The 26,878-nt window shown below is 71.0% G+C and carries 23 protein-coding genes and 6 tRNA genes; 19 read left to right on the top strand and 10 right to left on the bottom strand.

Annotation, left to right across the window (positions count from 1 at the left end; genetic code table 11):
* Positions 1 to 54 precede the first annotated feature (54 nt).
* Positions 55 to 885 (bottom strand): aminotransferase class IV, encoded by an 831-nt coding sequence (locus tag ACFOYY_RS31625; protein ID WP_352011655.1) that lies wholly within the window; start codon positions 883 to 885, stop codon positions 55 to 57.
* A gap of 70 nt (positions 886 to 955) precedes the next feature.
* On the bottom strand, positions 956 to 1,900 hold the full coding sequence (locus ACFOYY_RS31620; RefSeq protein ID WP_362911439.1) for a LysR family transcriptional regulator: 945 nt from the start codon (positions 1,898 to 1,900) through the stop codon (positions 956 to 958).
* Positions 1,901 to 1,913: 13 nt separating this feature from the next.
* On the opposite strand from ACFOYY_RS31620, the gene ACFOYY_RS31615 reads away from it, so the two are divergent.
* On the top strand, positions 1,914 to 3,182 hold the full coding sequence (locus tag ACFOYY_RS31615; protein ID WP_386194715.1) for an NAD(P)-binding domain-containing protein: 1,269 nt from the start codon (positions 1,914 to 1,916) through the stop codon (positions 3,180 to 3,182).
* On the opposite strand, the gene hutH is transcribed toward ACFOYY_RS31615, so the two are convergent.
* Together hutH and ACFOYY_RS31605 are read right to left on the bottom strand one after the other, a co-directional pair.
* Positions 3,163 to 4,710, bottom strand: a complete 1,548-nt coding sequence (gene hutH / locus ACFOYY_RS31610) for a histidine ammonia-lyase (RefSeq protein WP_352011652.1) — start codon at positions 4,708 to 4,710, stop codon at positions 3,163 to 3,165. The two genes, ACFOYY_RS31615 and hutH, sit on opposite strands and share 20 nt — an antisense overlap.
* 28 nt (positions 4,711 to 4,738) lie before the next feature.
* Complete coding sequence (locus tag ACFOYY_RS31605; RefSeq protein WP_386194712.1) at positions 4,739 to 5,470, bottom strand: ArsR/SmtB family transcription factor; 732 nt, start codon at positions 5,468 to 5,470, stop codon at positions 4,739 to 4,741.
* Positions 5,471 to 5,617: 147 nt separating this feature from the next.
* On the opposite strand from ACFOYY_RS31605, the gene ACFOYY_RS31600 reads away from it, so the two are divergent.
* From ACFOYY_RS31600 to ACFOYY_RS31590, 3 genes are all read left to right on the top strand, one after another.
* A tRNA-Gly gene (locus ACFOYY_RS31600) sits at positions 5,618 to 5,689 on the top strand.
* A gap of 24 nt (positions 5,690 to 5,713) precedes the next feature.
* Positions 5,714 to 5,784: transfer RNA gene (locus ACFOYY_RS31595), tRNA-Cys, on the top strand.
* A gap of 15 nt (positions 5,785 to 5,799) precedes the next feature.
* A tRNA-Val gene (locus tag ACFOYY_RS31590) sits at positions 5,800 to 5,874 on the top strand.
* Positions 5,875 to 5,913: 39 nt separating this feature from the next.
* Here ACFOYY_RS31590 and ACFOYY_RS31585 read toward each other — a convergent pair.
* Positions 5,914 to 7,092, bottom strand: coding sequence for an alpha/beta hydrolase (locus ACFOYY_RS31585; RefSeq protein WP_386194710.1), 1,179 nt, complete (start codon positions 7,090 to 7,092; stop codon positions 5,914 to 5,916).
* Positions 7,093 to 7,226: 134 nt separating this feature from the next.
* Here ACFOYY_RS31585 and ACFOYY_RS31580 point away from each other — a divergent pair, with 134 nt between their 5' ends.
* The 5 genes from ACFOYY_RS31580 (at position 7,227) to ACFOYY_RS31560 (ending at position 14,465) form a co-directional block, all read left to right on the top strand.
* On the top strand, positions 7,227 to 9,002 hold the full coding sequence (locus ACFOYY_RS31580; RefSeq protein ID WP_352011649.1) for a phosphatidylglycerol lysyltransferase domain-containing protein: 1,776 nt from the start codon (positions 7,227 to 7,229) through the stop codon (positions 9,000 to 9,002).
* Between the two features lie 901 nt (positions 9,003 to 9,903).
* Positions 9,904 to 11,757: a tetratricopeptide repeat protein gene (locus ACFOYY_RS31575; protein WP_386194708.1), complete on the top strand. Its 1,854-nt coding sequence runs from the start codon at positions 9,904 to 9,906 to the stop codon at positions 11,755 to 11,757.
* Positions 11,758 to 11,799: 42 nt separating this feature from the next.
* Positions 11,800 to 13,092: an MFS transporter gene (locus ACFOYY_RS31570; RefSeq protein ID WP_386194706.1), complete on the top strand. Its 1,293-nt coding sequence runs from the start codon at positions 11,800 to 11,802 to the stop codon at positions 13,090 to 13,092.
* A 53-nt stretch (positions 13,093 to 13,145) separates the two neighbouring features.
* Positions 13,146 to 13,274: a hypothetical protein gene (locus ACFOYY_RS31565; protein WP_352011646.1), complete on the top strand. Its 129-nt coding sequence runs from the start codon at positions 13,146 to 13,148 to the stop codon at positions 13,272 to 13,274.
* Between the two features lie 90 nt (positions 13,275 to 13,364).
* A complete protein-coding gene (locus ACFOYY_RS31560; RefSeq protein WP_352011645.1) occupies positions 13,365 to 14,465 on the top strand; it encodes a HesA/MoeB/ThiF family protein in 1,101 nt (366 codons plus the stop codon).
* Here the strand turns inward: ACFOYY_RS31560 and ACFOYY_RS31555 are convergent.
* The 3 genes from ACFOYY_RS31555 to ACFOYY_RS31545 are packed head-to-tail and all read right to left on the bottom strand — an operon-like array spanning position 14,444 to position 17,335.
* Positions 14,444 to 15,445: a phosphotransferase enzyme family protein gene (locus tag ACFOYY_RS31555; protein WP_386194704.1), complete on the bottom strand. Its 1,002-nt coding sequence runs from the start codon at positions 15,443 to 15,445 to the stop codon at positions 14,444 to 14,446. The two genes, ACFOYY_RS31560 and ACFOYY_RS31555, sit on opposite strands and share 22 nt — an antisense overlap.
* 4 nt (positions 15,446 to 15,449) lie before the next feature.
* Positions 15,450 to 16,097 carry a response regulator transcription factor gene (locus ACFOYY_RS31550; RefSeq protein WP_352011643.1) on the bottom strand — a complete coding sequence of 216 codons (648 nt, stop codon included), beginning with the start codon at positions 16,095 to 16,097 and terminating at the stop codon, positions 15,450 to 15,452.
* Positions 16,088 to 17,335: a sensor histidine kinase gene (locus ACFOYY_RS31545; RefSeq protein WP_352011642.1), complete on the bottom strand. Its 1,248-nt coding sequence runs from the start codon at positions 17,333 to 17,335 to the stop codon at positions 16,088 to 16,090. The genes ACFOYY_RS31550 and ACFOYY_RS31545 overlap by 10 nt, the downstream gene beginning before the upstream one ends.
* 196 nt (positions 17,336 to 17,531) lie before the next feature.
* On the opposite strand from ACFOYY_RS31545, the gene ACFOYY_RS31540 reads away from it, so the two are divergent.
* Complete coding sequence (locus ACFOYY_RS31540) at positions 17,532 to 18,833, top strand: acyltransferase family protein (protein ID WP_386194701.1); 1,302 nt, start codon at positions 17,532 to 17,534, stop codon at positions 18,831 to 18,833.
* Positions 18,834 to 18,905: 72 nt separating this feature from the next.
* Positions 18,906 to 21,398 (top strand): DEAD/DEAH box helicase, encoded by a 2,493-nt coding sequence (locus ACFOYY_RS31535; RefSeq protein ID WP_352011640.1) that lies wholly within the window; start codon positions 18,906 to 18,908, stop codon positions 21,396 to 21,398.
* 8 nt (positions 21,399 to 21,406) lie between these two features.
* On the opposite strand, the gene ACFOYY_RS31530 is transcribed toward ACFOYY_RS31535, so the two are convergent.
* The gene (locus ACFOYY_RS31530; RefSeq protein ID WP_352011639.1) at positions 21,407 to 21,784 is read right to left on the bottom strand and encodes an MmcQ/YjbR family DNA-binding protein; all 378 of its coding nucleotides are present in this window, start codon (positions 21,782 to 21,784) and stop codon (positions 21,407 to 21,409) included.
* 54 nt (positions 21,785 to 21,838) lie between these two features.
* Here ACFOYY_RS31530 and ACFOYY_RS31525 point away from each other — a divergent pair, with 54 nt between their 5' ends.
* On the top strand, positions 21,839 to 22,363 hold the full coding sequence (locus ACFOYY_RS31525) for a DUF2087 domain-containing protein (RefSeq protein ID WP_386194698.1): 525 nt from the start codon (positions 21,839 to 21,841) through the stop codon (positions 22,361 to 22,363).
* A 24-nt stretch (positions 22,364 to 22,387) separates the two neighbouring features.
* Here the strand turns inward: ACFOYY_RS31525 and dusB are convergent, their stop codons facing one another.
* The gene (gene dusB, locus ACFOYY_RS31520) at positions 22,388 to 23,503 is read right to left on the bottom strand and encodes a tRNA dihydrouridine synthase DusB (protein WP_386194696.1); all 1,116 of its coding nucleotides are present in this window, start codon (positions 23,501 to 23,503) and stop codon (positions 22,388 to 22,390) included.
* Positions 23,504 to 23,740: 237 nt separating this feature from the next.
* On the opposite strand from dusB, the gene ACFOYY_RS31515 reads away from it, so the two are divergent.
* From ACFOYY_RS31515 to ACFOYY_RS31485, 7 genes are all read left to right on the top strand, one after another.
* Positions 23,741 to 23,812: transfer RNA gene (locus ACFOYY_RS31515), tRNA-Gly, on the top strand.
* Positions 23,813 to 23,837: 25 nt separating this feature from the next.
* Positions 23,838 to 23,908 (top strand) — tRNA-Cys (locus tag ACFOYY_RS31510).
* 15 nt (positions 23,909 to 23,923) lie between these two features.
* Positions 23,924 to 23,998, top strand: a tRNA-Val gene (locus ACFOYY_RS31505).
* A gap of 112 nt (positions 23,999 to 24,110) precedes the next feature.
* Positions 24,111 to 24,617 (top strand): hypothetical protein, encoded by a 507-nt coding sequence (locus ACFOYY_RS31500; RefSeq protein ID WP_386194694.1) that lies wholly within the window; start codon positions 24,111 to 24,113, stop codon positions 24,615 to 24,617.
* Between the two features lie 129 nt (positions 24,618 to 24,746).
* Positions 24,747 to 25,289, top strand: coding sequence for an RNA 2'-phosphotransferase (locus ACFOYY_RS31495; protein ID WP_352011635.1), 543 nt, complete (start codon positions 24,747 to 24,749; stop codon positions 25,287 to 25,289).
* Positions 25,286 to 25,954, top strand: coding sequence for a hypothetical protein (locus ACFOYY_RS31490; protein ID WP_386194691.1), 669 nt, complete (start codon positions 25,286 to 25,288; stop codon positions 25,952 to 25,954). The genes ACFOYY_RS31495 and ACFOYY_RS31490 overlap by 4 nt, the downstream gene beginning before the upstream one ends.
* 120 nt (positions 25,955 to 26,074) lie before the next feature.
* Positions 26,075 to 26,839, top strand: coding sequence for a VOC family protein (locus ACFOYY_RS31485; RefSeq protein ID WP_386194689.1), 765 nt, complete (start codon positions 26,075 to 26,077; stop codon positions 26,837 to 26,839).
* Positions 26,840 to 26,878 lie beyond the last annotated feature (39 nt).

Genomic DNA, 26,878 nt, shown 5'->3' with positions numbered 1-26,878 from the left:
CCGCAGGCTTCAGGCCCGCGGGCGGCGTCGCGTTTGCGGCGTTCCCGTGACGGATCACGGGTCGACGTCGGCCGCGCTCCGTTCGGCGAAGACCCGCATCGCCTTGGCCGTCACCGGGCCGGGGGCGGTGGGGAGCACGGTCTCTCCGACCGTCCTGATCGGCTGGATGTCGCGGGTCGTCGAGGTCAGGAAGGCCTCCTCGGCCTCGGCGAGCGCGGAGAGGGGAAGGTCCTCCTCCGCTCCCCCGCACCATTCGAGGGTGAGCGCGCGGGTGATCCCGGCCAGACAGCCCGAGGCGAGCGTGGGGGTGACGATCCGCCCGTCACGGACGACGAAGACGTTGCTGCCGGTGCCCTCGCACAGGTTTCCCGCCAGGTTCCCGAAGATCGCCTCGCCACCTCCCCTGGCCTTGGCGTAGGCCAGGGCCAGGACGTTCTCGCCGTAGGAGGTCGACTTGACCCCGGCCAGCGCGCCGTGCTCGTTGCGGGCCCACGGCACCACCGTGACGTCCGCGGTCACGGGGAAGGGCTTCTGGTCCGCGACGATCACGACGACGGTGCCGTCCGTCCCGCCCCGGTCCGAGCCGAGAGGGCCGGGGCCGCTGGTGTAGCTGATGCGGATCCGGCCGAGCGGCCACGACGGCGCCTGTGCCAGGCAGGCGCGCACGCCCGCCTCGACGAACTCCACGTCCGGCTCCGCCATGCCCATCCGCGTCGCGGAGACCAGCAGCCGGTCGAGGTGCCGGGTGAGCGCGAAGGGGACGCCGCCGACGCACTTGACGGTCTCGAACACGCCGTCGCCGACCAGCAGGCCGTGGTCGAAGACCGAGACCGTCGCCTGCTCTGGCTCTACGAGCCGCCCGTTGACCCAGACGGGGACGTTCATCGGGCTCCTCCTGAAACTGCCGGATCTGATGGTGGAACAAGTGCCGTTCCTCACGGGACGCCGCCCCAGGTTATGCCCGCGCGGACGGCGGTGCCGATCCCGCCGGCGGAAACGCCGCCGTCCCCACGGCGTCGGCCAGGAACCCGGCCAGCGCGCGGGCCGCGGGCAGGACCGAGGGCGGGGTGGCGCGTGGCAGCGCGGCGTACACGGACCTGCGCGGGGCGAGGTCGCCCAGCGAGCGCAGGACGAGGTCGCGGGGTACGGCGTGCGCGGCGATGCCGGGAACCAGCGTGACGCCGAGCCCCGCGGCCACGAAGCCGAACTTCCCGGTCCACTCGGCGATCCTGAGCCTGGCGCGCGGGCTGAAGCCCGCCTTGGCACAGGCCGTGTCGAGCATGGTCGTCCCGCCGGGAGGGGCCGCCTCGATCCAGGTCTCCTCCCGCAGTTCCCGCAGGTCCACCTCCGGCCCCGCGGCGAGCCGATGGTCCCTGGGCAGCGCGACCAGCAGCTCGTCATCGACCAGTTCGACGGTCTCGACCTCCTCCTCGTACGGCAGGCCCGACGGGTAGTCGCTGATCACGGCGATGTCGAGGGCCCCCTCCCGCATACGGCGCAGCAGGCCCGCGCTCGGCCCCTCGACCACGGTGAGCGCGACTCCCGGGAACTCGCGGCCGAAGTCCCGCAGGGCCCTGGGAACCAGCGCGACGTTGGCGGTGGCGAAGGCGCCGACGCGCAGCCGTCCCCGGTAGCCGCCGTGGATGCCCGCCAGTTCCTCCTCGGCCATGGCGAGCCGGTTGAGCACGGCCAGCCCGTGCAGGTGGAGCGCCTGGCCCGCGGGCGTGAGCCGTACTCCTCTGGGGAGGCGTTCGAACAGCGGGCCGCCCGCCTGCTGTTCGAGGGAGGCGATGCGCCGGGAGACCGCGGACTGGGTGTAGTTGAGCAGGGCCGCGGCCCCGGTGAACGAGCCGGTCCTGACGACGGCGTCCATGAGGCGCAGGGCGTCGATGTCGAACACATTCCTCCTTCACATGGGATGCATGAAATCTAGTCGCTGGTGGAATGTCTTGGCCCCTCATAGCGTGAACGGCATGATTTCCTTCCTGGGTTTGGGGCGTATGGGCGCCCCGATGGCACGACGGCTCGTGGCGGCGGGGCACGAGGTCACGGTCTGGAACCGCACTCCCCGTACGGTCGAGGGGGCCGTGAGCGCGGCGACGGCGGCCGAGGCCGTCGCGAAGGCGGACCTTGTGATCACGATGCTCACCGGCCCCGCGGCGGTGCGGGAGGTGCTCACCGCGGCGGCCCCGGAGCTGCGGCCGGGAGCCCTGGTCGTCGAGATGTCCACGATCGGCCCCGAGGCGGTCACCGGGCTCCGTGACCTGCTGCCCCCCGGGGTCGGGCTGGTGGACGCGCCGGTGCTCGGCAGTGTGGGACCCGCCGCGGACGGCACGCTGACGGTGCTGGCCGGCGGCGACGCCGGAGACCTGGCCCGCTGCCGCGAGGTGCTTGAGGTCTTCGGGCGGGTACGGGAGAGCGGCGGTCCCGGCTCCGGGGCGGCGCTGAAGCTCGCGGTGATGAGCGCGCTGGTCCCGGCGCAGGTGCTGCTCGCGGAGAACCTGGCCCACGCGGCGGCGGCCGGTGTGGACACCGGGACGCTGCTGGACGTGCTCGGCGGGACCCCGCTGGCCTCACTCGTCGAACGGGTGCGCCCCGTCGTCGAGAACGGGCCGCAACCGACCGCCTACTCCCTCGGGCTCGCCGCCAAGGACCTGGGGCTGGCCGGACACGGGACGCTGGCGGCGGCGGCCGAGGAACTGCTGCTCGGGGCGGTCTCCGCCGGGCTCGGCGACCAGGACCTGACGGCCGTCTTCGGATACGTGACGGCGGGCCGTACGGGGAGCGCGGGGGTGCGCAAGGTGAACCCGGCCTCGGTGCCCGCGACCAACGGGTACTACTCCCACGCGACCAGGACCGGGGATCTGCTGTTCGTCTCCGGCCAGGTGGCGCTCGACGAGGAGGGCCGGGTGGTCGGCGAGGGGGACATGACCCGCCAGTCGGAGTACGTGATGGAGATGCTGGCGCGCATCCTCGCCGACCAGGGGTGCTCGTTCGACGACGTGACCCACATCCGGACCTTCCTCACCGACATGTCACGGCTGAGGGAGTACGGCGAGGTCCGGGGGCGTCACATCACCGGTGAGCCCCCGGCCAGCACGACCGTCGAGGTGTCCCGGCTGTTCATGCCGGGCCTGATGATCGAGATCGAGGTGGTGGCGGCTATTCCAGCGGCCCGGTGACGGACTCGGCTGCGGCCACGACCGCGTTGCTCGCCACGAGCCTGGTCACCGCCTCGATCTCGGGGGCGAGGAAGCGGTCGGGGCCCGGGCCCGCGACCGTCTGGCGCAGCGCGGCGACAACGGCCCCGGTCGCGGGGGCGGGCCGGTGCGGCGCGCGGAGGTCCAGCGCCCTGGCCGCGGTGAGGATCTCCACCGCCAGCACCCGGGTCAGTCCGTCGACCGCGCGGCGCAGCTTGCGCGCGGCGGACCAGCCCATGGAGACGTGGTCCTCCTGCATGGCGGAGCTGGGGATGGAGTCGACGCTGGCGGGTGCCGCCAGACGCTTGAGTTCGGAGACGATCGCGGCCTGGGTGTACTGCGCGATCATGTGACCGGAGTCGACGCCGGGGTCGTCGGCCAGGAAGGCGGGCAGGCCGTGGCTGCGGGCCACGTCGAGCATCCGGTCGGTACGGCGCTCGGAGATGCTCGCCACGTCCGCGACCGCGATGGCGAGGAAGTCGAGCACGTAGCCGACGGGAGCCCCGTGGAAGTTGCCGTTCGACTCGACCCGTCCGTCGGCCAGGACCACCGGGTTGTCGACCGCGGAGGCCAGCTCACGTTCGGCGACGACGGCGGCGTGGGCGAGGGTGTCCCTGGCGGCTCCCGCCACCTGGGGGGCGCAGCGCAGGGAGTAGGCGTCCTGGACCCGGGTGCAGGTGCCGTCCCGGTGGGACTCCATGATCCCCGAGTCCTTGAGCAGGGCCCTGAGGTTGGCGGCGCTGGCCGCCTGGCCGGGATGGGGACGCAGCGCCTGCAGGTCGGCGGCGAAGACGCGGTCGGTGCCGAGCAGCGCCTCGACGCTCATGGCGGCGGAGACGTCGGCCGTCCTGAACAGGCGGCCGAGGTCGTCCATGGCCAGGATGAGCATGCCCAGCATGCCGTCCGTGCCGTTGATCAGCGCCAGGCCCTCCTTGGCCGCCAGCTCGACGGGCTCGATGCCCGCCTGCTTGAGCGCCTCGGCGGCGTCACGCAGGTCTCCGGCCGCGTCGCGGACGACGCCCTCCCCCATGATCGTGAGGGCCACGTGGGAGAGCGGGGCGAGGTCGCCCGAGCAGCCCAGGCTGCCGTACTCGTGCACGACGGGGGTGATCGAGGCGTTGAGCAGGTCCTGCAGGACCTTGGCCGTCTTCGGGCGCACCCCGGTGTGGCCGGTCGCCAGGGTGTGCAGGCGCAGCAGCATCAGCGCCCTGACGACCTCCTTCTCCACCTCGGGGCCGGAGCCCGCGGCGTGCGAGCGGACGAGGGAACGCTGGAGCTGGGCGCGCAGCGAGGGGTCGATGTGCCGGGTGGCCAGCGCCCCGAAGCCGGTCGAGACGCCGTAGGCGGGGGTCGGGCTCTCCGCGAGCTCGTCCACGCGGATCCTGGCCGCGGCCATGGCCGCGACGGCGTCGTCGGTGAGGCGTACCTCGGCGCCGTGCCGGGCCACCATGGTCACCTCGTCGAAGCTCAGCGGTTCCGGCCCGACGTTCACGACCGCTCTGTCACCCATGGCGTCACTCTCTCGAACTCAACGCGTCTCAGCGCATCTCAGTAACTAGTGCATGCGATGTTAGCTCCTTACATGCATAGATCGCCGCTATGCCTTTTCTGCCCTTTTCTGTGACTTCGACCACTCTGCGGACCACCCCACGTCTGTACCATCCGCGCTCTATAAGAGCGCAGGTCACAGCCGCGCCGAGGGCTCCGCCGAGATGGAACCTGCGTTCCGTCCAGTCGAGGCACGCGGGGGCGAATCTGCGCCGCGTGTCCCTGACCGCGTCCACGTCCACTCCGAGGTCGCCGAGCTCCCGTCTGCCCCGGCCGGTCACCTCGAAGGCCTCCTCCCCGGCGAGGTACCCGGCGGCCTTGAGAGCCCCGAGCAGATCGACCCCCGCACGGCCCGCCAGGTGGTCGTAACAGGTCCGCGCCTCCCCCAGCAGCCGCGCCTGGCGGGACTGGCGCAGGGAGCGGACCTCGGGACGCGCCCCCACCCGCGCGAGGACCTCCAGCACCTCGGCGACCTCGGGGCCCGCAAGGCGGTAGTAGCGGTGTCTTCCCTGGGCGACGACCTCGACCATCCCGCCCTCCAGCAACCTGGCCAGGTGGGAGCTGGCGGTCGGCGGGCTCACCCCGGCGAGCCCGGCCAGCTCACCGGCGGCCAGCGCGCGGCCGTCCAGCAGCGCGGTCAGCATCGCGGCCCTCGCCGGATCGGCGATGAGCGCGGCGACGGGGGCGATGTCAGCATCGGCGGCGATGTGTTCGGCGACCATGCCCTGACGTTACCTTTCACATCTTTCGCCCGGTATCGAAGTGTCCATGGGAGTCACGAACCCCCTGCGGCGGCGAGATCCGGTTTGGGGAGTCGGCGAGTATTCGCTAGAGTTCTGTCCGTGAGACCGGCTCGTCCGGGAACACACGCGGAAGTGGCTCAGTGGTAGAGCATCACCTTGCCAAGGTGAGGGTCGCGGGTTCGAATCCCGTCTTCCGCTCGAACAGGGGCCGCGGCCCCGCTCGGTGGAGTGGCCGAGAGGCGAGGCAACGGCCTGCAAAGCCGTGTACACGGGTTCAAATCCCGTCTCCACCTCTGGTTCTTCGACGAGGACGATTAGCTCAGCGGGAGAGCGCTTCCCTGACACGGAAGAGGTCACAGGTTCAATCCCTGTATCGTCCACCATCCCAGCGATCCCCTCGGGCCACGGCCCGGGGGGATCGTTCATTTCCGCCCCTGCCGTACGGCCCGGCCGCCCGCCTGGGCGGGGTGCTCCCCGGGAGCCGCCGGGGCGTGCAGCCGCTCGCCCAGCCAGGGCAGCGCCTGGGGGATCTCCCGGTTCCAGGTGTTGAAGTTGTGGCCGCCGCTGGGCAGGATCAGCGACGCGGTCCGCATCGGATCCCTCGCCAGCGCCAGGAACGCGCGGGTGTCGGCGTAGCCGCTCTCCCCCCTCTCGCTGCTGGTGACCAGCACCGAGACGGGCGGGACCGGCAGGTTCCGCAGCCGCCACATCAGATCGTTCTCCTCGCGCAGCCTCGCGCTCCCGCCGAACAGGTCGCCCGTGGTCACATCGACGGCCGCGCGGAAGTAGCCGGACAGGGAGACCGCGGCCGAGAACGCCTCCGGATGGCGCATGGACATCTTCAGCGCGCAGTAGCCGCCGGTCGAACCGCCGAAGACGCCCCAGCTCCGCGCGTCGAGACCCGTCCGGTAGGAGGCGGCGACGGCCGCCCGCAGGTCCCTGGTGAAGTACGTCTCCACCTGGGGCCCGCCGGGCACGTCCACGCACTCGGTGTCGCGGGGCGGGACGACCGTCGGACGCATGAGCACCATGATCGTGGGAGGCATCCGCTTCCCGGCGACCGACTTCGCGGCCATGGCGGGAAGGTTCAGCCTGGTGATCAGGTTCCTGGCGTCTCCCGGGTAACCGGTCAGCGCGAGGATCACCGGGAAGCGCCGGCCGGCGTACTTCTTCTCGAAGTACTCGTGGGGCAGGTAGACGTATCCGGGAGAGGAGATCCCGCTCTCCCCGCCCGAGATGACGACCTGCTCCAGCCTGCCCGCCGTACCCGGGGGCAGGGCGACCTGGCCGACCTCGGTCACTCCCTGGCCGGGACGTCCCGAGGCTGCGGTCCGGCCGTCCCCGGCGACGATGGGCGGCGCCGCGTCGCCTTCGGTGCCGAGCAGGTCACCCCAGGAGCCGTAGAACCCGAAGTAGGCGTTCGCCACCAGGCCGAGCGCCACCAGGGTGAGAATCTGGTTTCCCGCGAGCACCCCGACCCGGCCGAGGACCGAACGCCAGGTCCGCCCGCTCAGCAGCGGCCAGGCCCAGACCGACGCCGCCAGCGCCGCGACGGCGAGCAGGCCGAAGAGAAGCTGCACCCCGACTGCGGTGATTCCCATGCCGCCCCTCACCCGGTTACCGCGTCCCCGCTCGATCTGTGCGCCAAACTTACTCAGCGCGGGTAAGGCCGCAGTTAACGTCGTGTTGGCCGGGCTTGCGCGGAGCGACGACCGTCACCGCTTAGCCTCCTCTCATGAGGGAACGTCCACCCATCTCCCGCCCCTGGGTGCCCGCCGCGGCGGGCTACGCGTCGCTGACGATCGGGATTCTGGACATCGTCAAGGCCGTCGTCCCCCCGTTCAGGGGGACGCGGGTCAGTGAGATCGCGGGTTTCCTGCCGGGCACGGTCACCTCGATCGCCCAGGCGGCCTCTCTCGTCATGGGCATCCTGCTCGTCATGCTCGCCCACGCCCTCAAGCGCAGGAAGGTGCGGGCGTGGCGGACCGTGGTCCTGCTGCTGCCGCTGAGCGCCCTCATCGAACTCGTGCACATGCACCGGATCATCGGCGCCGCGATCAGCATGCTGGTCTTCGCGGTGCTCGTCGTCAACCGCCGCGAGTTCCACGCCCTCTCCGACCCCAGGACGCGCTGGCGCGCGGTGTGGAACCTCCTGCTCATGTTCGTCCTGGACGTCGCCATCGGCTGGGTCGTGGTCAACACCCACCCGCACACCATCGTCGGGGACCCGAGTCTCAGCGACCGGCTCCAGCACGTGCTGCTGGGACTCGTCGGCCTGGAGGGACCGGTCGTCTACTCCTCCGGCAGGACCGCCGACCTGGTCTACTTCTCCCTCACCGGCCTCGGGCTGCTCACCGCGGTGACGACCGCCTACCTGGCGTTGCGCCCGGAGAAGCCGGCCGCCGAGCTCAGCGGGGAGCAGGAGGAGGCCGTGCGGGAGATGCTCGCCCGGCACGGCGCCCGCGACTCGCTGGGCTACTTCGCGCTGCGCCGCGACAAGAGCGTGATCTTCTCCCCCTCCGGCAAGGCCGCGATCGCCTACCGGGTCGTGGCCGGGGTCATGCTCGCCAGCGGCGACCCCGTCGGTGACATCGAGGCGTGGCCCGGCGCGATCAGGCGCTTCCTCGACGAGGCGACCCGGCATGCCTGGGTGCCCGCCGTGATCGGGTGCAGCGAGGCGGGCGGCGAGGTCTGGACGCGGGAGGGCGACCTGTCCGCCCTGGAGATCGGCGACGAGGCCGTCGTCGAGACGGCGGGCTTCACCCTCCAGGGCAGGGCGATGCGCAACGTCCGCCAGATGGTCAACCGCGTCGAACGCGCGGGCTACACCTGCCGGGTGCGGCGGGTCGGGACCCTCTCCGAGACCGAGAGGAGGCTCATCCGCGAGGCCGCGGACTCCTGGCGCGGAACGGAGACGGAACGGGGCTTCTCCATGGCGCTCGGCCGCTTCGGCGACCCCGCGGACGACGAGTGCGTCGTCGTCACCGCACACCGGTCCTGTGAGGACGGCGCCGCCCCGCCCGGCGAGGACATCCGGGCCGTGCTGCACTTCGTGCCCTGGGGACGGGACGGCATCTCCCTGGACCTGATGCGCCGTGACCGCGACGCCGATCCGGGGCTCAACGAACTGCTGATCGTCAAGGCCCTCCAGGCCGCCCCCGAACTCGGGGTGAGCAGGGTCTCGCTCAACTTCGCGATGTTCCGGGCGGTGCTGGCCAGGGGCGAACGGCTGGGAGCGGGCCCCGTGCTCCGCGCCTGGCACGCCGTGCTCGTCTTCCTGTCCCGGTGGTTCCAGATCGAGTCGCTGTACAGGTTCAACGCGAAGTTCCACCCGCTGTGGGTCCCCAGGTTCGTGGTCTACCCGGCCGCCCGCGACCTGCCGCGCATCGGCATCGCCGCCCTCCAGGCCGAGGCCTTCATCAACGTCGCCCTCCCCGGTGTCCCCCTCAGGCGCAGGCGCCGCTCCCGTCCCGGGGACGTCCCCGGGGAGCGGACGGCGCTGCCCGGCTGAGGTGCGCCGGAACCGGTCACGCTCCGGTACGGCGGGCCGCGGGCCGGACCGTCCCGTGGAGCGGTTTCCGGACCCCCTCCCCAATATCCGGGCTTTTCCAGAAAAGCCATCCCAACACTTGACTTTTCCAAGAAATAAACCATGGGGACTTATCTCGATTTCTCCACCAGAAGAGGCGGATTTACCGTTGAGTCCCTCGTTCCCCAGAAGATGCTTTCCTCCCACGAGGCACCCCGCCGTCCTCCGGGACCTCTTCTCGCACCCGTTCCCCCAGAGGCCCCCGCGCTCCCGGCGCCGCACCGCCGGAGCGGATCGCCGGCACCCGGGAGGTCCCGCCAGGCGCGCGGCACACGGGAAGGTCAGGGGTCGTTTCCGGCACCCGTGCGGCTCCGCGCCGGAGCCCGTCGTACTCTGGGAGCGTGCCCACACCAGGTGACCCCGCCCCCGGCGCCCGCCCTCCGCCCCGCCCCACGGCGCGGAAGTGCCCTGCCGTACGAGCACACCGTGTGACCGTACGTGCCCGGCCCCGCCGGATCGGGCACGTACGGGCTCGGGCGACCCGTCATGCCGACTCCTCCGATCAGGCGCGTATGGGCTTTCGCTGGACACAGCCTCGCCAGAAATATGCCCCTTGAACCGGTTTGTCCATAGGCGTGTCCTGATTCGGCCAGTCTGAGGATATGCCTTGTCAATCCATATGACTGGTGCGAATACTTGCGATTTGTTCTTATTTATGGGAGAGGCAACGCAATGAAGCGAGTAATTGTTCACAAGCCCGGCACGATTACGCTCAGCGGAGCCGCCAGCCCCAAGCATGTCGGCTGACGTCGAGCCAACGGAACCGGCGCCCAGTGGTGGGCGCCGGCCCCTTACGAACACACAGGTGACTTAAAGGAGACCGGTGAGTCTGGGATCGTTCCCCCAGGAGGACCCGCCCCTCGCCCCGCTGCTCCTGCCCCCCGTGGACGCCGACCGGCGGTTGCGCGGGCCGTACACGGCCGCGAGCGCGATCGTCTCGGCTCTCGTGCCCGTCGCGCGGCCCGAGCTGGTGGCCCGCTACGACATAGAGCTGCGGGCGGTGGCGCCCGACGCGCACCACCTGATCCCGCTCAGGCGCCGGTCGCTGACCGGTCTGCTGCCGAAGGCGGAGCGGATCCTGGTCCACGCGCCCCGCCGTACCCTGCGTCTGTCGAACGGGTTCGCCGAGTTCCTCCGCGAGCATCTGGCCGAAACCGGGCCCAGGACGCTCGTCGTGGAGAACGTCCACGAGGCGGACCCGACCGACAGGGAACTGCTGGCGGTACTGCGCCGCCGGATCGACCCCGGGCTGCTGACCGTGGTGACCGGCGGGCAGGTCGTGCCGGAGAAGTCCCTCAGCCCCGAGGAGCACGACGCGCTCGCCGACGCGCTGGAGCGGGAGGGGACGATCGGGGCGCGGCTCGGCGCGATCCCGCACCACCGTGAGCACGGCACGCGGCCGCGCAGCGCGGTCGAGGCGCTGCGCTTCGCCGTCGAGTGGTGTCTTGAGGCGGGTTGTCACGACGCGGCCGCCGAGCTGGGATCACGCGCGCTGGCCCTGGCCGGTCCCGCCGAGACCCGGGAGACTCCCGAGGAGACCTGGTGGCGGCTGGTGCACGACACCGCGACCGCGCTGGGCGCGCTCGGCCGCGAGCCCGAGGCCCTGGCCCTGTTCGACCGGGCCAGGAGAGAGAGCGTCTCCCCCGTCACGCACGCCTCCGCGGCCTACTCGACGGCCATGCTCAAGGTCCGCGACCACGATCCGGCCAGGCGCGACCCCGAGGCCGCGCTCGCCTGGGTGAACCAGGCCGTCGCCATCTCCGGGCTGCTTCCCGACCCCCGCGAACGGGCCTTCAGGCTGGGCTTCGACCTCAACGGCCGGGCACTGGTCGAGCTGCGCCTCGGCCGTCCCGGCAGGGCCTTCGACCTCGTCCAGGAGGCGCTCGGCCTGGCGGAGCGGGACCTGCCGCCCGGCGAGCACCCGATCCACCGGATGGTGCTGCTGGCCAACAGGGCGCAGCTGGCCGTCGCGCTGGGCCGCCCCGAGGAGGCCCTGGAGAACCTGGACACCGTGATCGGGATCGATCCCGGCCATCCCGACTACTACATCGACCGGGGGAACCTGCTCCACCGGCTGGGCAGAAGCCAGGAGGCGGTCGCCGACTACGAGACGGCGATGCGGGTCGGGCCGCCCTTCCCCGAGCCGTACTACAACCGGGCCGAGATCCGCTTCTCGGCCGGTGACCACGAGGGAGCGCTCGCCGACCTGGACCACGCTCTCGAACTCGACCCGGAGTTCGTGGACGGGCTCGCCAACCGGGCGGGCCTGCTGGCCGCGCTCGGCGAGTACGGCAGGGCCAGGGCCGACGCGGAGGCGGGGCTGCGGATCGACCCGCTCAACCCGTACCTGCTGTGCGCACTCGGCCAGATCGAGATGGCGCAGGGCCGTACCGAACGGGCGAGGGCAGCCTTCGACAGGGCCATCGAGCTCTCCCCCTCGCTGATGGCCGCCTGGGCGAGCCGGGGGATGCTGGCGTTCGAGACCGGCGACCCCGAGGGAGCGGTCTCCGACTTCACCCGGGCCCTCGAACCCGGCGCCGACCCGGCGTTGCTGTTCAACCGGGCGATGGCGTTGCGCGCCGCCGGACGGGAGGAGGAGGCCGTGGCCGACCTCACCCGGGCGCTGGATCTCGCCCCTGACGACGATGAGATAAGAGAGGCGCTACAGCGCCCTTGACAACCTTGTTACCCACGGGGAAATAGCGCATCATTCACCAGCATGAGCGCCCTCCGAAGGCTTATCCCAAAGTGGCCCACCGGCTCGGTATTAGGAAATCGGGAATTCCGGACTCTTTGGATAAGCCTTATCGCTTCCGTGGCCGGAGACCAGGTGTTTCCCGTCGCGGTCGTCGTCTCACTGCTCGACGCGGGCGGCACCGCCACGGAGGTCGGGGCGGTGCTCGCCTCGCGCTGGGCCGCCCTGGTCCTGTTCGGGCTCTTCGGCGGCGTGTGGGCCGACCGGCTGCCCAGACGGCACGTCATGCTCGCCTCGCAGGTGTTCCTGTGCTGCGTGGTCATGGCCGGCCTGGCGGGCGTCACCTCGGCCTGGGTGCTCGGCGGGATGGTCTTCCTCGCCGGGGCGGCCGAGGCCTTCTTCCGCCCCGCCTTCCAGGCGTGCCTCGGGTCGGTGCTCACCCCGGAGCAGCGGCCCGCGGGGGCGGCCCTCAACGCCGTCTCCTGGCGTGTCGGCGCCATCGCCGGTCCCGGCCTCGGCGCCCTCCTGGTCTCGTCGGCCCCGGTCAGGGCGGCCTTCGTGGCGGCCCTGGGGGCCTTCGCGTTCAGCCTGTGCGCCCTGGTCCTCCTGCGGGAGCCCGTGGTCGTCCGTACGGCCAGGGCCTCGGCCTGGCGGGAGATCGCCGAGGGGGTGCGTGAGGTCTGGCTGAGGCGCTGGATCGGGACCGTCATCGTGGTGACCGCGCTGCAGTCGATGCTCACGATCGCCCCGGCGCAGGTCCTGCTCCCGGTCCTGGCCAGGGAGAGCTTCGGGGGCGACGCCTTCTACGGGACCGCTCTCGCCCTGCTCTCCGTCGGCGGCCTGGCGGGAGGGGTGTTCAGCATGCTCTGGAAGCCCCGGCGGCCGGGGCTCGCGGCGATCACGGGGCTGACGGCGTACGGGCTGGTGCCTCCGGCCCTGTGCTTCTCGCAGGCCCCGTGGATCGTCTACGTCTGTTTCGCCCTGGCCGGGTTCGGGATCGAGGTCTTCTCCGTGCAGTGGGTGGTCTCGCTCCAGCACGAGGTGCCCGCGGAGCGGCTGGCGCGCGTGGTCTCACTCGACTGGATCGCCGCCTCCGCGCTCACTCCTCTCGGCCTGATTCTCACCGGCCCCGCCGAGGCGGCTCTGGGAAGCGCGCCGGTTCTTCTGATGGCCGGTTTCGCGGGTGTCGCTCTGCCATTGACGGCCTTCATGACTTCGGGAACGACATACTTCAGAAGTAAATACCGTCCAAATCCCACTAAAGCGAGAAAGAGGGTTGAAGTCGTTTCCGTCGCCTCCCATTATGATCATCAGTAAGGCGGGACAGCTCGAAGGAAAGACCAGCACGACCGATTCGGATGGAGTGCGTGATGGCCGGAAACGACAAGAGCCCGAGGCCCACCGCGGGTGCGGCACAGATCAAGAGAAGAATCCGCATCCGCAGGCTCGACAAGATCGAGATGGCCGGTAACGTCGCCAGCAACTCCAGTGGCAACTGACACCTAGGGTTCCGGCCGGTCCGGTGTCTCCCGAGTGACGCCGGACCGGCCCAGTGAGGTCCTCCGGGGGAGGCCGTGCGGTTACCGAGAGTGAAGAAGGAGCACACCGCCTACCGGCTGGCGGACGGCAGAATCCGGATCGGCGGCCAGGTCTACGGGGTGGCGGAGGAGATCGAGGATCCGGACGGCCTGGTGTGGGAGGCCCTGCGGGCGATGGACGGCACCCGGAGCCCCGCCGAGATCGCCGGGCTCCTGACCGGCCTGCCCGCCGCCGAGGCGGCCGAGCTGGTCGGCGAACTGATCCGCTCCGGTCACGTCGAGGACGCGGGGGCTAGCGCGCCCGAGGAGCTGTCCCCCCGCGAAAGGGAGCGCTACAGTCGCAGCCACGCCTTCTTCCGCTGGGCCGACCTCACCCCGAGAGAGCACGGCTGGGAGGCTCAGCTGCGGCTGCGCCAGGCCCGGGTCCTCCTGATCGGCCTGGGCGGCACCGGGGCGACGGCGGCACAGGCCCTGGTGGCCTCCGGCGTCGGGACCCTGCACTGCGTCGATCCCGACCTGGTCGAACTGTCGAACCTCAACCGGCAGGTCCTCTACTCCGAACGGGACGTGGGCAGGCCGAAGGCCGAGACCGCCCTGGAGCGGCTGCGCGCCCTCAACTCCGACGTGCGGATCACCGGCGAGCGGGCGCGGACCACCTCCCAGGAGGACCTGGCCCGGCTGATGGACGGCTACGACGTGGTGGCGCTGTGCGCCGACGAACCCGGCGGGCCCGGCGGGATCAGGGTGTGGACGAGCCGGGCGTGCGCGGCCGCCGGGCTGCCGTGGGTCGGCGGCGGCTACAACGGTCCCTTCGTGACGGTCGGCGTCTTCCTGCCCGGACACGGGCTCTGCTACGAGTGCGTCATCGAGGCGCAGGAACGGCACAGGAACCTCCAGACCCCGCTGCATGCCGACTCCCTTGGCCTGTCCGTCGACCTCGGCGGCCCCGGCGTCACGGCCGCCTCCGCCGGGATCTCCGGTCACCTGGTCGCCAACGCGGTCGTCAGGACCATCACCCGCGTCCCCGAGATCCACGCGAACTTCATCCACGGCGTCAACCTGATCGCGCCCGACCAGCTCGTCTTCCGCGAGTACGGCGAGGCCGGAAGGTGCGACAGCTGCCGCGGGCCTCACAGCCTCCCGGACAGGTAGCGCTCCGCCAGCTCGCAGGTTCCCTCGGTGTAGGCGGCGCCGAGTTCGGCTGCGGTCTCCACGCCGGTGTGCGTGCCGATCCAGGCGACCAGCAGCAGACGGCGGAACATGACGAACGTCCAGACCTCCGCCTCGTCCCGCGCGGGCAGGGGGGTGACGGCGCGATAACCCCGCAGCCAGGCGTCGACCAGTTCGGGGACCCTGGGGTCGTGCTCGATGAAGCTGAGCGCCGCGGCCAGATCGTAGAGGTACCACCCGAAACCGCAGTCGTCGAAGTCGATCACGCTGGGCTCCCCGCCACCGGTCACCAGCAGGTTGGCCAGGCGCAGATCCGCGTGGATCAGGCCGTAGCGCTCCGGGCCCCGGCCGAAGCGGCGCAGCCGTTCCCGCAGCCGCGCGTCGAGCCGCCCCAGTACGGCACGGGCCCGGTCGTCGACGCCCACCCCGTCCCGCCAGCGGCCCCAGCGCGACTCGACGCCCAGGGCCGCGTCGTGGTCCCAGTGGAAACGGGTGAACCAGGTGGGGGGCCGCCAGGCGCGCGCGTGCCGGTGCATCCGCGCGGTGAGCGCGCCCAGCCGCTCGAACCCGGCCACCAGGGCGTCGTCCTGGGGCGGTTCTGCGCCCGGCAGGAACTCGAACATCACGCAGTCGCGGGGCTGCGCGCCGGGAACGGTCAGCACCCGCCGTCCCCCGGGCGTGGGAATCACCTCGGGGGTCCTGACCCCGGCCTCACGTCTGAGCGCCTCCAGCCACGCCAGCTCCGACATGATGGCCGGGGCCGAGTGGTAGCCGAGCCGGTGCACCCGCAGGATCCGGCGTTCCCCGGTCGCCGGGTCGTCGATCCGGTAGGTGGCGTTCTCCGACACGTTGATCAGCGTGACCTCGGCGTCCGGCAGGCCGTACAGGCGGGCCGCCTCACGGGCGACGCCGTGCACCCGGGCCAGCACCGCCTCTCCGGCGGACAGGTCGTGGGCCCGCATGTTCCTAGGAGCGCAGGTAGGCCAGGACGGCCAGGACGCGGCGGTGCTGGTCGCCGTCCTCGGCGTAGAGGCCGAGCTTGGCGAAGATGCTGCGGATGTGCTTCTCGACCGCGCCGTCGCTGATCACCAGCTGACGTCCGATGGCCGGGTTCGACCTGCCCTCCGCCATCAGGCCGAGCACCTCGCGCTCTCTCGGGGTGAGCTGGGCGAGCGGGTCGTCGCGGCGGCGCCGTACCATCAGCTGCGCCACCACCTGCGGGTCGAAGACGGTGCCCCCGGTCGCGACCGCGCGCAGGCCCGCCATGAAGTCGTCGACGTCGACGACCCGGTCCTTGAGCAGATAGCCGACCGCGCCCCTGGCGTCGGCGAGCAGGTCGTCGGCATAGGAGACCTCCACGTACTGGGACAGGATCAGCACCGGCGCGCCCGGCACCCGCCTGCGCGCCTCGACGGCCGCCCGCAGGCCCTCGTCGGTGAAGCTCGGAGGCATCCTGACGTCCACGACCGAGACGTCGGGCCTGTGCTCGGCGACGGCCTCGATCAGCCGGTCACCGTCGCCGACGGCCGCCACCACCTCGCATCCGAACTCCTCAAGCAGCCTGATCAGGCCCTCCCTGATCAGGACTGCGTCGTCGGCCACGACTACCCGCACGGAACCTCCGCCACGATCACCGTCGGCCCGCCCAGCGGTGAGTCGACCGCGAGTGTCCCGTCGACCGCCTTGAGACGGTCGGTCAGGCCGGACAGGCCATGTCCCTTGGCGGTGTGCGCACCGCCGACCCCATCATCCCCGATGGTCAGCATGAGGACGCCACCGGCCTTGCTCAGCGTCACCGTGCAGACGTTCGCGTGGCTGTGCTTGGCCACGTTGGTCAGGGACTCGGCGACCACGAAGTAGACGGTGTTCTCGATGGCGGCGGCGAAGCGGCCGGTGATCTGGATGTCGAGTTCGACCGGGATCGTGCAGCGGCCGGCCAGCGCGGCGAGGGCGGGGGCCAGTCCCCGGTCGGTGAGGATGGGGGGCGCGATGCCCCGGGAGAGGGCCCGCAGCTCGTCCAGGGTCTCCCTGGTCGAGGTGATGGCCTGGCTGAGCATCTCCTCGACCGCCTGCGGGTCGCGCTTGAGCTGGCGCTGGGCCCGGGACAGGTCCATGGCCAGGGAGACCAGGCGCTGCTGCGGCCCGTCGTGGATGTCGCGTTCGAGACGGCGCAGCGCGTTCGCCTCGGCGGAGACCGCGGCCGCCCGGCCCTGGGCCAGGTCGTCGATGCGCTCGTGCAGTTCGGCGACGCCGGTCAGCATGGCGCGGCCGAGGCCCGCCCGCACCAGCGCGGCGCCGTGCAGCATCAACGGCAGGGTGACGGCGAACAGCACCCCGATGGCGGTGTTGAACGCCACCTCGACCACGGCGCTGTCGCCGAACCCGAGCAGTTCGGCGAGTCCGTGGTTGTCCGGCATCCTGGCGATGGCCCATCCGTAGATCGGGTAGGTCAGCCCCAGGATCGTGCCCGCCCACCAGACGACCGCGACGACGAAGGTCAGGATGGCCAGCGGGAGGGACACGATGCCGTAGAGCAGGTCGAGCCACGACTGCCCGCTGGTCAGCGGGTTCACCATGCGGCGGAACGCTCCGGCGCGCTCCGGTGCCGGCCGGTAGCGCGGCCTGGGCACGGGACGGCCGAGTATCTCGGGCAGCATCCGCCGCTCCACATCGGCCATGCCACGCGCCATCATGAGCGTTCCCGCCAGAATCGGCAGACCGACCCAGACGACCACCGTTCCGACGCCCGCGGAGAAACCCACCACCGCCAGGACGAAGAAGACGAGGGAAAGCGGGAACCCGGCGATCAGATATCGGGTGTCGGAGCCGATGCGGCGCAAGACGGTTCTCATGCCGCCAACCGTATGAGCGCCGTAGCGGTCCTTCGACCCTGCGTGCCGGTGTCAAGGGGTGGGGTTTTCCCTACCCCGGGCAGGGGGGTGACGGCGAGGTCAAGACGGATGCGTGCGTTACTGCGCCGGCACGGGGCCGCGCGGGAGGGTCGTCTCACCGGCCCCTCCCCGAGTTCTCCCGAGAATCGAGACCCCCGTGACCCTCATCGCCCCCCGTTCGACGGCCCGCTCCGCACCGCCTCCTCTGGGACGTGACCCTTTTCTGGACGTTCTGCGTGTGTTCGGCATGGCCCTGGTCGTGCTCCAGCACTGGAGCATGCCGGTGCTCTCGTTCGCCGAGGGCCGGATCACCACGGGGAACGCGCTGGCGACGGGCTGGGCGTGGGCGATCACCTGGATCAGCCAGGTGATGCCGCTGGTGTTCTTCGCCGGGGGCGCGGCCAACGCGATCAGCTGGCGCGCGGCCGTACGGCGTGGGGAGACGATCCCGGTCTGGCTGGCGGCGCGGCTGCGCAGGCTGGCCCTGCCCGTTGTGCCGCTGGCCGCGGTCTGGATCCCGCTGCCGCACCTGCTGCTCGCCCTGGGCGTTCCGCAGCAGCCGGTGGTCACGGCCGCGCGGCTGGCCGGGCAGTTGCTGTGGTTCCTGGCGGTCTACCTGGTCGTGGTCGCGCTGACCCCGCGGATGCTCAGGCTCAACATGGTGTACGGCTGGCGCGTGCCCGTGGCCCTGTCCGCCGGGGCCGTGGTGGCCGACGTCGCGCGTTTCACCAGCGGGCTTGAGGTGATCGGGTTCGTCAACGTCGGACTGGTCTGGCTGGCCGTGCACCAGCTCGGTTTCCTCTACGCCGACGGACGCCTTGGCCGCCCCTGGCTGCTGGCACTCGCCGGGTACGGCACGGCGGCCGCCCTGGTGGCCTTCGGCCCGTATCCGGGCAGCATGATCGGGATGCCGGGGGCGGCCGTCTCGAACATGGCGCCGCCGACGATCGCGCTGCTGGCGGTCGGCGTCGGCCAGATCGGGCTCGCCGCCGCGCTGCGCCCATGGATCACGGAGTTCGCGGGATGGCCGGGGGTCGCCAGGGCGCTGCGCTGGGCCGGTTCCAGGATGATGACCGTCTACCTGTGGCACATGAGCGCGTTGTTCGTGGTGGCCGCGGTGGTCGTGGTGGGTCTCGGTGTCTCGACGCCGGAGCCGGGGACGTCCGCGTGGCTGTCCGGATGGCCGCACTGGCTGCTCGTGCTCGTCCTGGCGCTGTGGCCGCTGCTGCGGGGGTTCGCCAGGTTCGAGGCGGCCGGCGCGGCCTCGCCGTACCGGGGCGGGACGGCCAGGATCGTGGTGGCCGGGGCGCTGACCGGGGCGGGGCTGCTGATCTTCACCGTGATGGGCTTCGTTCCCGGGCCGGTGCCGATGGTGGGGGCGGGCATGCTGGTGACGGGCTTGTTGCTCGGCCACTCCCCGGTTTCAACACCCCGTCAAATCCCGATTTATCGTGATTAAGTGGGGTGGTTCCGGCGCGTGGTGGCCGCCGGGCCGGTCCGACCACCTCCAGTTCTTCGGCAGTATTGAACCGTGAGCCTTGTAGATCGCCTGCCAGAAGAGATCGACGCCGACCCCGACACCATCTTCGACGCCTTCGTCGAGTGGAACGCCGAGCGTGGGCTCACCCTCTATCCCGCCCAGGAGGAGGCGCTGATAGAGGTCGTCTCGGGCAACAACCTGATCCTGTCGACCCCGACCGGCTCGGGAAAGAGCCTGGTCGCGGCCGGAGCGCACTTCGTCGCGCTCACCCGGGACGTGCGCACCTTCTACACCGCGCCGATCAAGGCCCTGGTCTCGGAGAAGTTCTTCGACCTGTGCGCGATCTTCGGCACCGAGAACGTCGGCATGATGACCGGGGACGCCAGCGTGAACCCCGGCGCCCCCGTCATCTGCTGCACCGCGGAGATCCTCGCCAACGTCGCGCTGCGCGACGGCGCCCAGGCCGACATCGGCCAGGTCGTGATGGACGAGTTCCACTTCTACGCCGAACCCGACCGGGGCTGGGCCTGGCAGGTGCCGCTGATCGAACTGCCGAACGTGCAGTTCATCCTGATGTCGGCGACGCTGGGCGACGTCACCAGGTTCGAGGCCGACCTCACCCGCCGCACCGGCAGGCCGACCGCGGTCGTCAAGCACGCCGAGCGCCCGGTGCCCCTGGTCTACTCCTACCGGCTCACCCCCCTCCACGAGACCCTGGAGGAGATGCTCACCACCAACCAGTACCCGGTCTACGTCGTCCACTTCACCCAGGCCGCGGCCATGGAGCGGGCACAGGCCCTGATGAGCATCAACATGTCGACCAAGGCGGAGAAGGAGGCCATCTCCGCCATGATCGGCAACTTCCGGTTCACCACGCGCTTCGGCCGCGCCCTGTCCCGTCTCGTACGGCACGGCATCGGCGTGCACCACGCGGGAATGCTGCCCAAGTACCGCAGACTGGTCGAACGGCTCGCCCAGGCGGGCCTGCTGAAGGTCATCTGCGGCACCGACACCCTCGGCGTCGGCGTCAACGTGCCGATCAGGACGGTGCTGTTCACCGCGCTGAGCAAATACGACGGCAACAAGGTACGGCGGCTGCGCGCCCGCGAGTTCCACCAGATCGCCGGACGCGCGGGCCGGGCGGGCTTCGACACCATCGGCTACGTCGCCTGCCAGGCCCCGGAACACGTCATCGAGAACGAACGGGCCCTGGCCAAGATCGGCGACGACCCCAAGCGGCGGCGCGGCTACTCCCGCAAGAAGCCGCCGGAGGGCTTCGTCGGCTGGAGCGAGGAGACCTTCGAGAAGTTGCAGACCGCCGAACCCGAACCGCTGACCTCCCGGTTCAAGGTCAGCAACGCGATGCTCCTGGCGGTGATCAACCGGCCGGGCGACTGCTACGCCGCGATGAAACACCTGCTCACCGACAACCACGAGGACCGCAAACTGCAGCGGCGGCACATCAGCCAGGCCATCGCGATCTACCGCTCCCTGCTGGCCGGCGGCGTGGTCGAGAAGCTTCCCGAGGCCGACGAACAGGGCAGGATGGCCCGGCTCACCGTCGACCTGCAGGAGGACTTCGCACTCAACCAGGCGCTGTCCACCTTCGCCCTCGCCAGCCTCGAACTGCTGGACATGGAGTCGCCCTCCTACGCCCTGGACATGGTCTCGATCATCGAGTCCATCCTCGACGACCCGAGGCAGATCCTGTCCGCCCAGCTCAACAAGGCCAGGGGGGAGGCCGTCGCGCAGATGAAGGCCGACGGCGTCGAGTACGAGGAGCGGATGGAGCTCCTCAACGAGGTCACCTACCCGATGCCGCTCGCCGACCTGCTGCTGGGCGCCTACGAGACCTACCGCCGCGGTCACCCCTGGGTCGGCGACTACACCGTCAGCCCGAAGTCGGTCGTCAGGGACATGTACGAACGGGCGATGACCTTCGCCGACTACGTCCAGTTCTACGAGCTGGCCAGGTCGGAGGGCACCGTACTGCGCTATCTCGCCGACGCCTACCGCACCCTGTCACGGACCATCCCCGAGCACCTCAAGACCGAGGACCTCATCGACCTCATCGAATGGCTCGGCGAACTGGTCCGGCAGGTCGACTCCAGTCTCCTGGACGAGTGGGAGCAACTGCAGAACCCCTCCGGCGAGATCGAGGCGCCCTCCCTTGAGGAGAAGACCAAGCCCGTCACCGCCAACAGCCGCGCCTTCCGGGTGCTGGTGCGCAACGCGATGTTCCGGCTGGTCGAGCTGGCCGCCGTGGAGAGGGAGGAGGAACTGGCCGAGCTGGCCCCCGACGTCGACTGGGGAGCCGCGCTCGACGCCTACTACGACGACCACGACGAGATCGGCACCGGCCCCGACGCCCGTGGCCCCGGCCTGCTCCGCATCGAGGAGGAGAAGGAGTTCTGGCGGGTCCGCCAGGTCATCGCCGACCCGGCGGGCGACGGCGACTGGGGCATCGACGCCCAGGTCGACCTGGGCGCCTCCGACGAGGAGGGCCGCGCTGTCGTGCATGTGATCGGCCTGAATCGGTTGTAACGGGGTTTTCAGTCGTCCACCAGGTCCGGGGACAGGGGGACCAGACCCAGGCGGCGCTCGTGGTCGGCGGCCAGGGAGCGGGGAGCGGTCAGGCACCAGGCCTCGGTGACCACCTCGGTCAGCTCCTCGGGGTCGGCCAGCGACAGGCGGATCTCGACCCAGCCGAACTGGCCGCTGGTCCACGACCGGCCGTAGACCTCCGGACTCTCGCCGACCATCGCCGCCTGCTCGGCCAGGGTCGCCTTGAGCTGCGCGCTCTGCTTGGCCTCCGACAGGTAGCCGAAGCCCTTGCCCCTCACCCTGAGCCCGACCCACTCCTCACTGTGCTGGACCAGCTCGACCTCCGGCAGCGAGGACGCGATCCGCAGGAACTCATCAGGGCTCACTCCGCGACTGTGCATGGTGCAGAACTACCAGAGGGGACCGACAAGAATGGTGGCATGAGCGACGAGGCGATCAGGCAGGTGCTCGGCCTGCTCTACCAGGAGGACACGCTGCGAGTGTTCTCCACCCTGGTCCTGGGAGGCGCCCCCGAGGAGGCCGGGCCCGACAGGCAGGTCGTGCGGCGGGCGCTGGACAGGCTGGAGCGTGGCGGGCTTGCCGTACGGGACGAGAAGGGGAACTGGGAGGCGCGGCGGGAACGGTTCCGTGAGCTGCTGCACGCCTCGGCCAAGCCCGCCGAGCCCGCGGGCTCGGCTGAGGAGAGGATTCTGCGGTCCTTCCTCGTCGAGGGACGGCTCCGGGCGATCCCCAGCAAACGGGACAAGCAGCTGGTCGTGCTGAACTACATCGTCCAGGTCTTCGAACCCGGGGTCCGCTACCCGGAGAAGGACGTGGACGTCACGCTGCGCGCCTTCCACGACGACTACGCGGCGCTGCGCCGCTATCTGGTGGACGAGGGGCTGCTGAGCCGGGAGAACAACGTCTACTGGCGCAGCGGCGGCCCGGTCGACACGGTCGGCTGACCGGGCCTGGGCCGTGGGCTCCGGTCAGCCGCCCGAGACCTCCAGCTCGGCGTCCGGGACGACGATCTCGTAGGGGTCGTCCAACCAGCCGGCGGGCAGGTGGACGCGCTCACGCGGATGGGTCTTGCCGCGCGGGGTGTCGGCGCCCTCGGGCCAGGACTGGCCGGGGTCCAACTCGGCCAGCCCCCGCCTGAGATCGTCCAGGGTCTCCGCGGTGGCCAGGCGGCGGCGCAGGTCGGCGCCGACCACGAAGCCCTTGAGGTACCAGCCGACGTGTTTGCGGAAGTCGGCGACGGCGTGCTGCTCGCTGCCGAAGCACTCGGCGAGCAGCGTCGCGTGCCGGTCCATCGTCGCGGCGACCTGTCCCAGCGTCGGCCTGGCCACCTCGGCGCCACCGGCGCACGCCGCCGCCAGGTCGGCGAACAGCCAGGGGCGACCCAGACAGCCCCGGCCGACGACGACACCGTCGCAGTCCGTCCGCGCCATCATCCGCATCGCGTCCTCGGCGCTCCAGATGTCGCCGTTGCCGAGCACCGGGATCTCGGTCACCGCCTCCTTCAGCCGCGCGATGGAGTCCCAGTCGGCCGTGCCGCCGTAGTGCTGCACCGCCGTACGGCCGTGCAGGGCGACCGCGGCGATCCCCTCCTCGACGGCGATGCGCCCGGCGTCCAGGTAGGTGAGGTGGTCGTCGTCGATGCCCTTGCGCATCTTCATCGTCACCGGCAGCGTCCCCGCGTTGCGCACGGCCTCACGCAGAATGGCCCGCAGCAGGTTCCGCTTGTACGGCAGCGCCGACCCGCCGCCTCGCCGGGTCACCTTGGGCACCGGGCAGCCGAAGTTGAGGTCGACGTGGTCGGCCAGGTCCTCCTCCGCGACCATGCGGACCGCCCTGCCCACGGTCGCCGGATCGACCCCGTAGAGCTGGAGGCTGCGCGGGCTCTCGCCGGGGCCGAAGCGGATCATCTTGAGCGTCTTGGCGTTGCGCTCGACCAGCGCCCTGGTGGTGATCATCTCGCAGACGAACAGCCCCCCGCCCTGCTCCCGGCACAGCGTGCGGAACGGCGCGTTGGTGATGCCCGCCATGGGGGCGAGGACCACCGGAGGCCAGACCTCGAGCGACCCCAGTTTCAACGACTCCACCTGGTGTTTCTACCGCACTGAGCCCGATGGGACGAATTCCGCCTGGACGGGGTGGACCCACGCCGACAGTCGCCGACGGTGGAGGACAGGACGCTCCTGCGGCCACGGATCACCTGCCCGCCGTCGAACGTGGTTTCGCCGCGTCTCCGCGGTCCCGGCTGACCGCGGTTACGCAAGCACTCGGAAAACCCGCTAGAGTTCTCTCGTTGCCGCAGGGAAAACACCCGGCGAAAACACGCGGAAGTGGCTCAGTGGTAGAGCATCACCTTGCCAAGGTGAGGGTCGCGGGTTCGAATCCCGTCTTCCGCTCGAAGGGTCTTCGGGCTCTCACTCCGGTGGAGTGGCCGAGAGGCGAGGCAACGGCCTGCAAAGCCGTGTACACGGGTTCAAATCCCGTCTCCACCTCTGGTTCTTCAACGAGGACGATTAGCTCAGCGGGAGAGCGCTTCCCTGACACGGAAGAGGTCACAGGTTCAATCCCTGTATCGTCCACCAGAATTCACCGCCAGGCCCGGCCTGGTCGGCGGACAGACGAAGCTCCAGCTCACGGCGCGCGCCGAGAGTCTGGGGCTTTTGTCGTTTCCGGCCGATCCCCTCGCCGGTACCGATGTTCGTCCCGTCATCCGGCTCTCCTCCCACGAAGGACTGCGACGATCCGGAGATCAAGGCCTGGCTGCTGCGGTACGGCTTCCGCAACGACATCATGAACGAGTACCTGGCCCACCTCGCGGCCACGACCGGTGACCTGTACTCGGCACTCCTCGAAGCGGAGGTCGACGACGCCCTGCTCGACGGCGCGGGGGACATACTGACCGCCCTGGCACAGGGCGGGCCGGCCGAGGACATGGACGACTACCCCGACGCCCTGCCCGTCATTCGCCGCTTCGCCGAGCTCCTCGCCACCCGGCAGGCCACTCTCGGCAGGCTGAACAGCCTGCTCAGCGTCCTGGCCTTCCTCCGCACGTCTCCGGACGACTCCCCCTGGGCCGCCCTGTCCGTCTGGCCCGAGGAGGCCGTACCCGATCAGGCCCGGGACTGGGTACGGCGGGCCTCGGCCGTCGAGCCGGACGAGGGCACCCGCACCGAGATGCTCGCCTTCCTCCGGGACCGGTGACCGGACGAACGCCGGGGCGGGCGAGCGCGAAAACGTGTTGGCCCGCCCCGCGCGGACGCGTGAGAATCCATGGGAAACGGTGGAGGCCGCCCGCCCGCAGCACGGGTGCGGCGTCCTGGAAAGGCTGTGATGGACGAACGGCGGACGGTGCGGATCTCCAAGTATCTCGCCAAGCACCTGCGGCACCGGCCCGAGCGGATCGGGATCACCCTCGACGCCGGTGGCTGGGTCGAGGTCGACACGCTCCTGACGGCCGCCGCCGCGCACGGCTTCCCCTTCTCCCCGGCCGAGCTGGAACAGGTCGTCGCCGACAACGACAAGCGGAGATACGTCATCGAGGACGGCCGCATCCGGGCCAACCAGGGCCACTCCGTCGCCGTCGACCTCGGCCTTCCCGTGGCGGAGCCGCCCGCGACCCTCTACCACGGCACGGTCGCGCGCAACCTGGCCGCGATCCGCGCCGAGGGGTTGCGGCCGATGAACCGCCACCACGTGCACCTCTCCCCCGACCGGGAGACCGCGACCCGGGTCGGATCCCGCAGGGGTGTCCCGGTCGTCCTCGTCGTGGACGCCGCGGCGATGCGGGCCGCGGGTCACGAGTTCCGGATCAGTGCCAACGGCGTCTGGCTCACCGACCACGTTCCCCCGTCGTTCCTGCGCCTTCCCGGATGACGCGCTCTTCCCGGACGGGACAGCGGATGCGGATCAGCCGGGTACGGCTCGGCCGCGACGAGTACCGGGTGCTGTGGCCCGACCGGCCACCACGACGGGCCTTCCTCTTCGACGACGGAGGCTGGGCCCTGGCCATGTATGTGGACGGTGAGGCGGCGGCCGTACTGGCCGTGGCGTGGGGGCTGGCCGCGCGTTCCCGTCACTCGCTGGTCCACCTGCCCATGCGGGCCAACCTCCCGCCGGAGGAACCGGCTCCCGACTCCGGTGTGGAGCCCCTGGACCTGGTGCTCGTCCACCACTCCATGCGGTTCCCCCCGTCGCGCTGGCCCGCCGTACGGGCCAGGCTGGGGACGGGACGTCCGCACACCGTGTCGCCTCCCGGGGACGTCTTCCCCGACGCGGGCATGATCGACCACGACCGGGTCGCCCACCGGGAGTATCACGACCACCTCCACTTCGCCGTGGCCGCCAGGACGCTTTTCGTCGTCGGCGGTCCAGAGGCGTTCCTGCGCACGGGCGCCACCATGATCCGTCCGCTGGTCACCGAGGCCCCCGCCCATCTGGCGGAGCGGCCGGACGGCCACTTCTGCGCGGAGATCGACTTCGGCCGGCGGAGACGTTCGGGCAGATTGCACGTCGAATATCGGCCGACCTGGGCCCTCTGATCGCGCGCCGGGAATTGTCGGTCGCCTCTGCGATGCTGTGCGCGATCCGAAGGGGGCGCCTTCCCGCAGTGGTGGTCTCCGGAGGACACGTCCTTGATCCTCCTCCTCAGGAAGCACGCCATGATCACCACTGACCACGTCCCCGGCGCCCCCGGCTGGATCGACCTGGGTTCGCCCGACGTCGCGGCCTCGGCCGCCTTCTACGGCTCCCTGTTCGGCTGGAGTTTCCAGGCCGCCGGTCCCGAGGCCGGAGACTACGGTTTCCTCCAGCTCGACGGCAGGACCGTCGCCGCAGTCGGGCCGCTCGACGCGGGGGCGACCTCCGCCTGGACCCTCTACTTCGGCACCGACGACGCCGATGCCACGGCCAAGGCCGTCGAGCAGGCGGGCGGCACGGTGCGCTTCGGTCCCCACGACGTCTTCGGCGAGGGCCGGATGGCCGGTTTCACCGACCCCGAGGGGGCCGAGTTCGCCGTCTGGCAGCCCATCGCGACCACGGGTTTCGACCTGGCCACCGTCCCCGGCTCCCTGACCTGGACCGAACTGTACGTCCCGAACCCCGACGCCGCCCGCTCCTTCTACCAGGCGGTCTTCGGATGGCGGGCCCAGGAGACTCCGTTCGGCGACATGACCTACGTCGTGGTCTCCCCCGCCGAGGGGGAGAACGCCGACCAGGGCGGGCTCATGCCGCTTCAGGAGGGTGGCAGGCCGCACTGGCTGCCCTACTTCGAGGTCGCCTCCTGTGAGGCGACCGTGGCCCTGGCCGAGCAGCTCGGCGGGGCCGTCCACGTGCCCGCCTCGGACGTGCCCGGCGTCGGCTGCTTCGCCGTGCTCGCCGACCACCACGGCGCCCTGTTCGCCGTCATCACCAGCACCACCGCCTGAGGCCCCCGAACCGCCCGGCCGTTTCACCGGACGGCCGGG

It is taken from the genome of Streptosporangium jomthongense, from assembly GCF_042650425.1.
In the GTDB taxonomy this organism is placed as follows: domain Bacteria; phylum Actinomycetota; class Actinomycetes; order Streptosporangiales; family Streptosporangiaceae; genus Streptosporangium.
The sequence above is the reverse complement of the archived record's forward strand: the minus strand, read 5'-3'. Positions and strand labels throughout refer to the sequence as shown.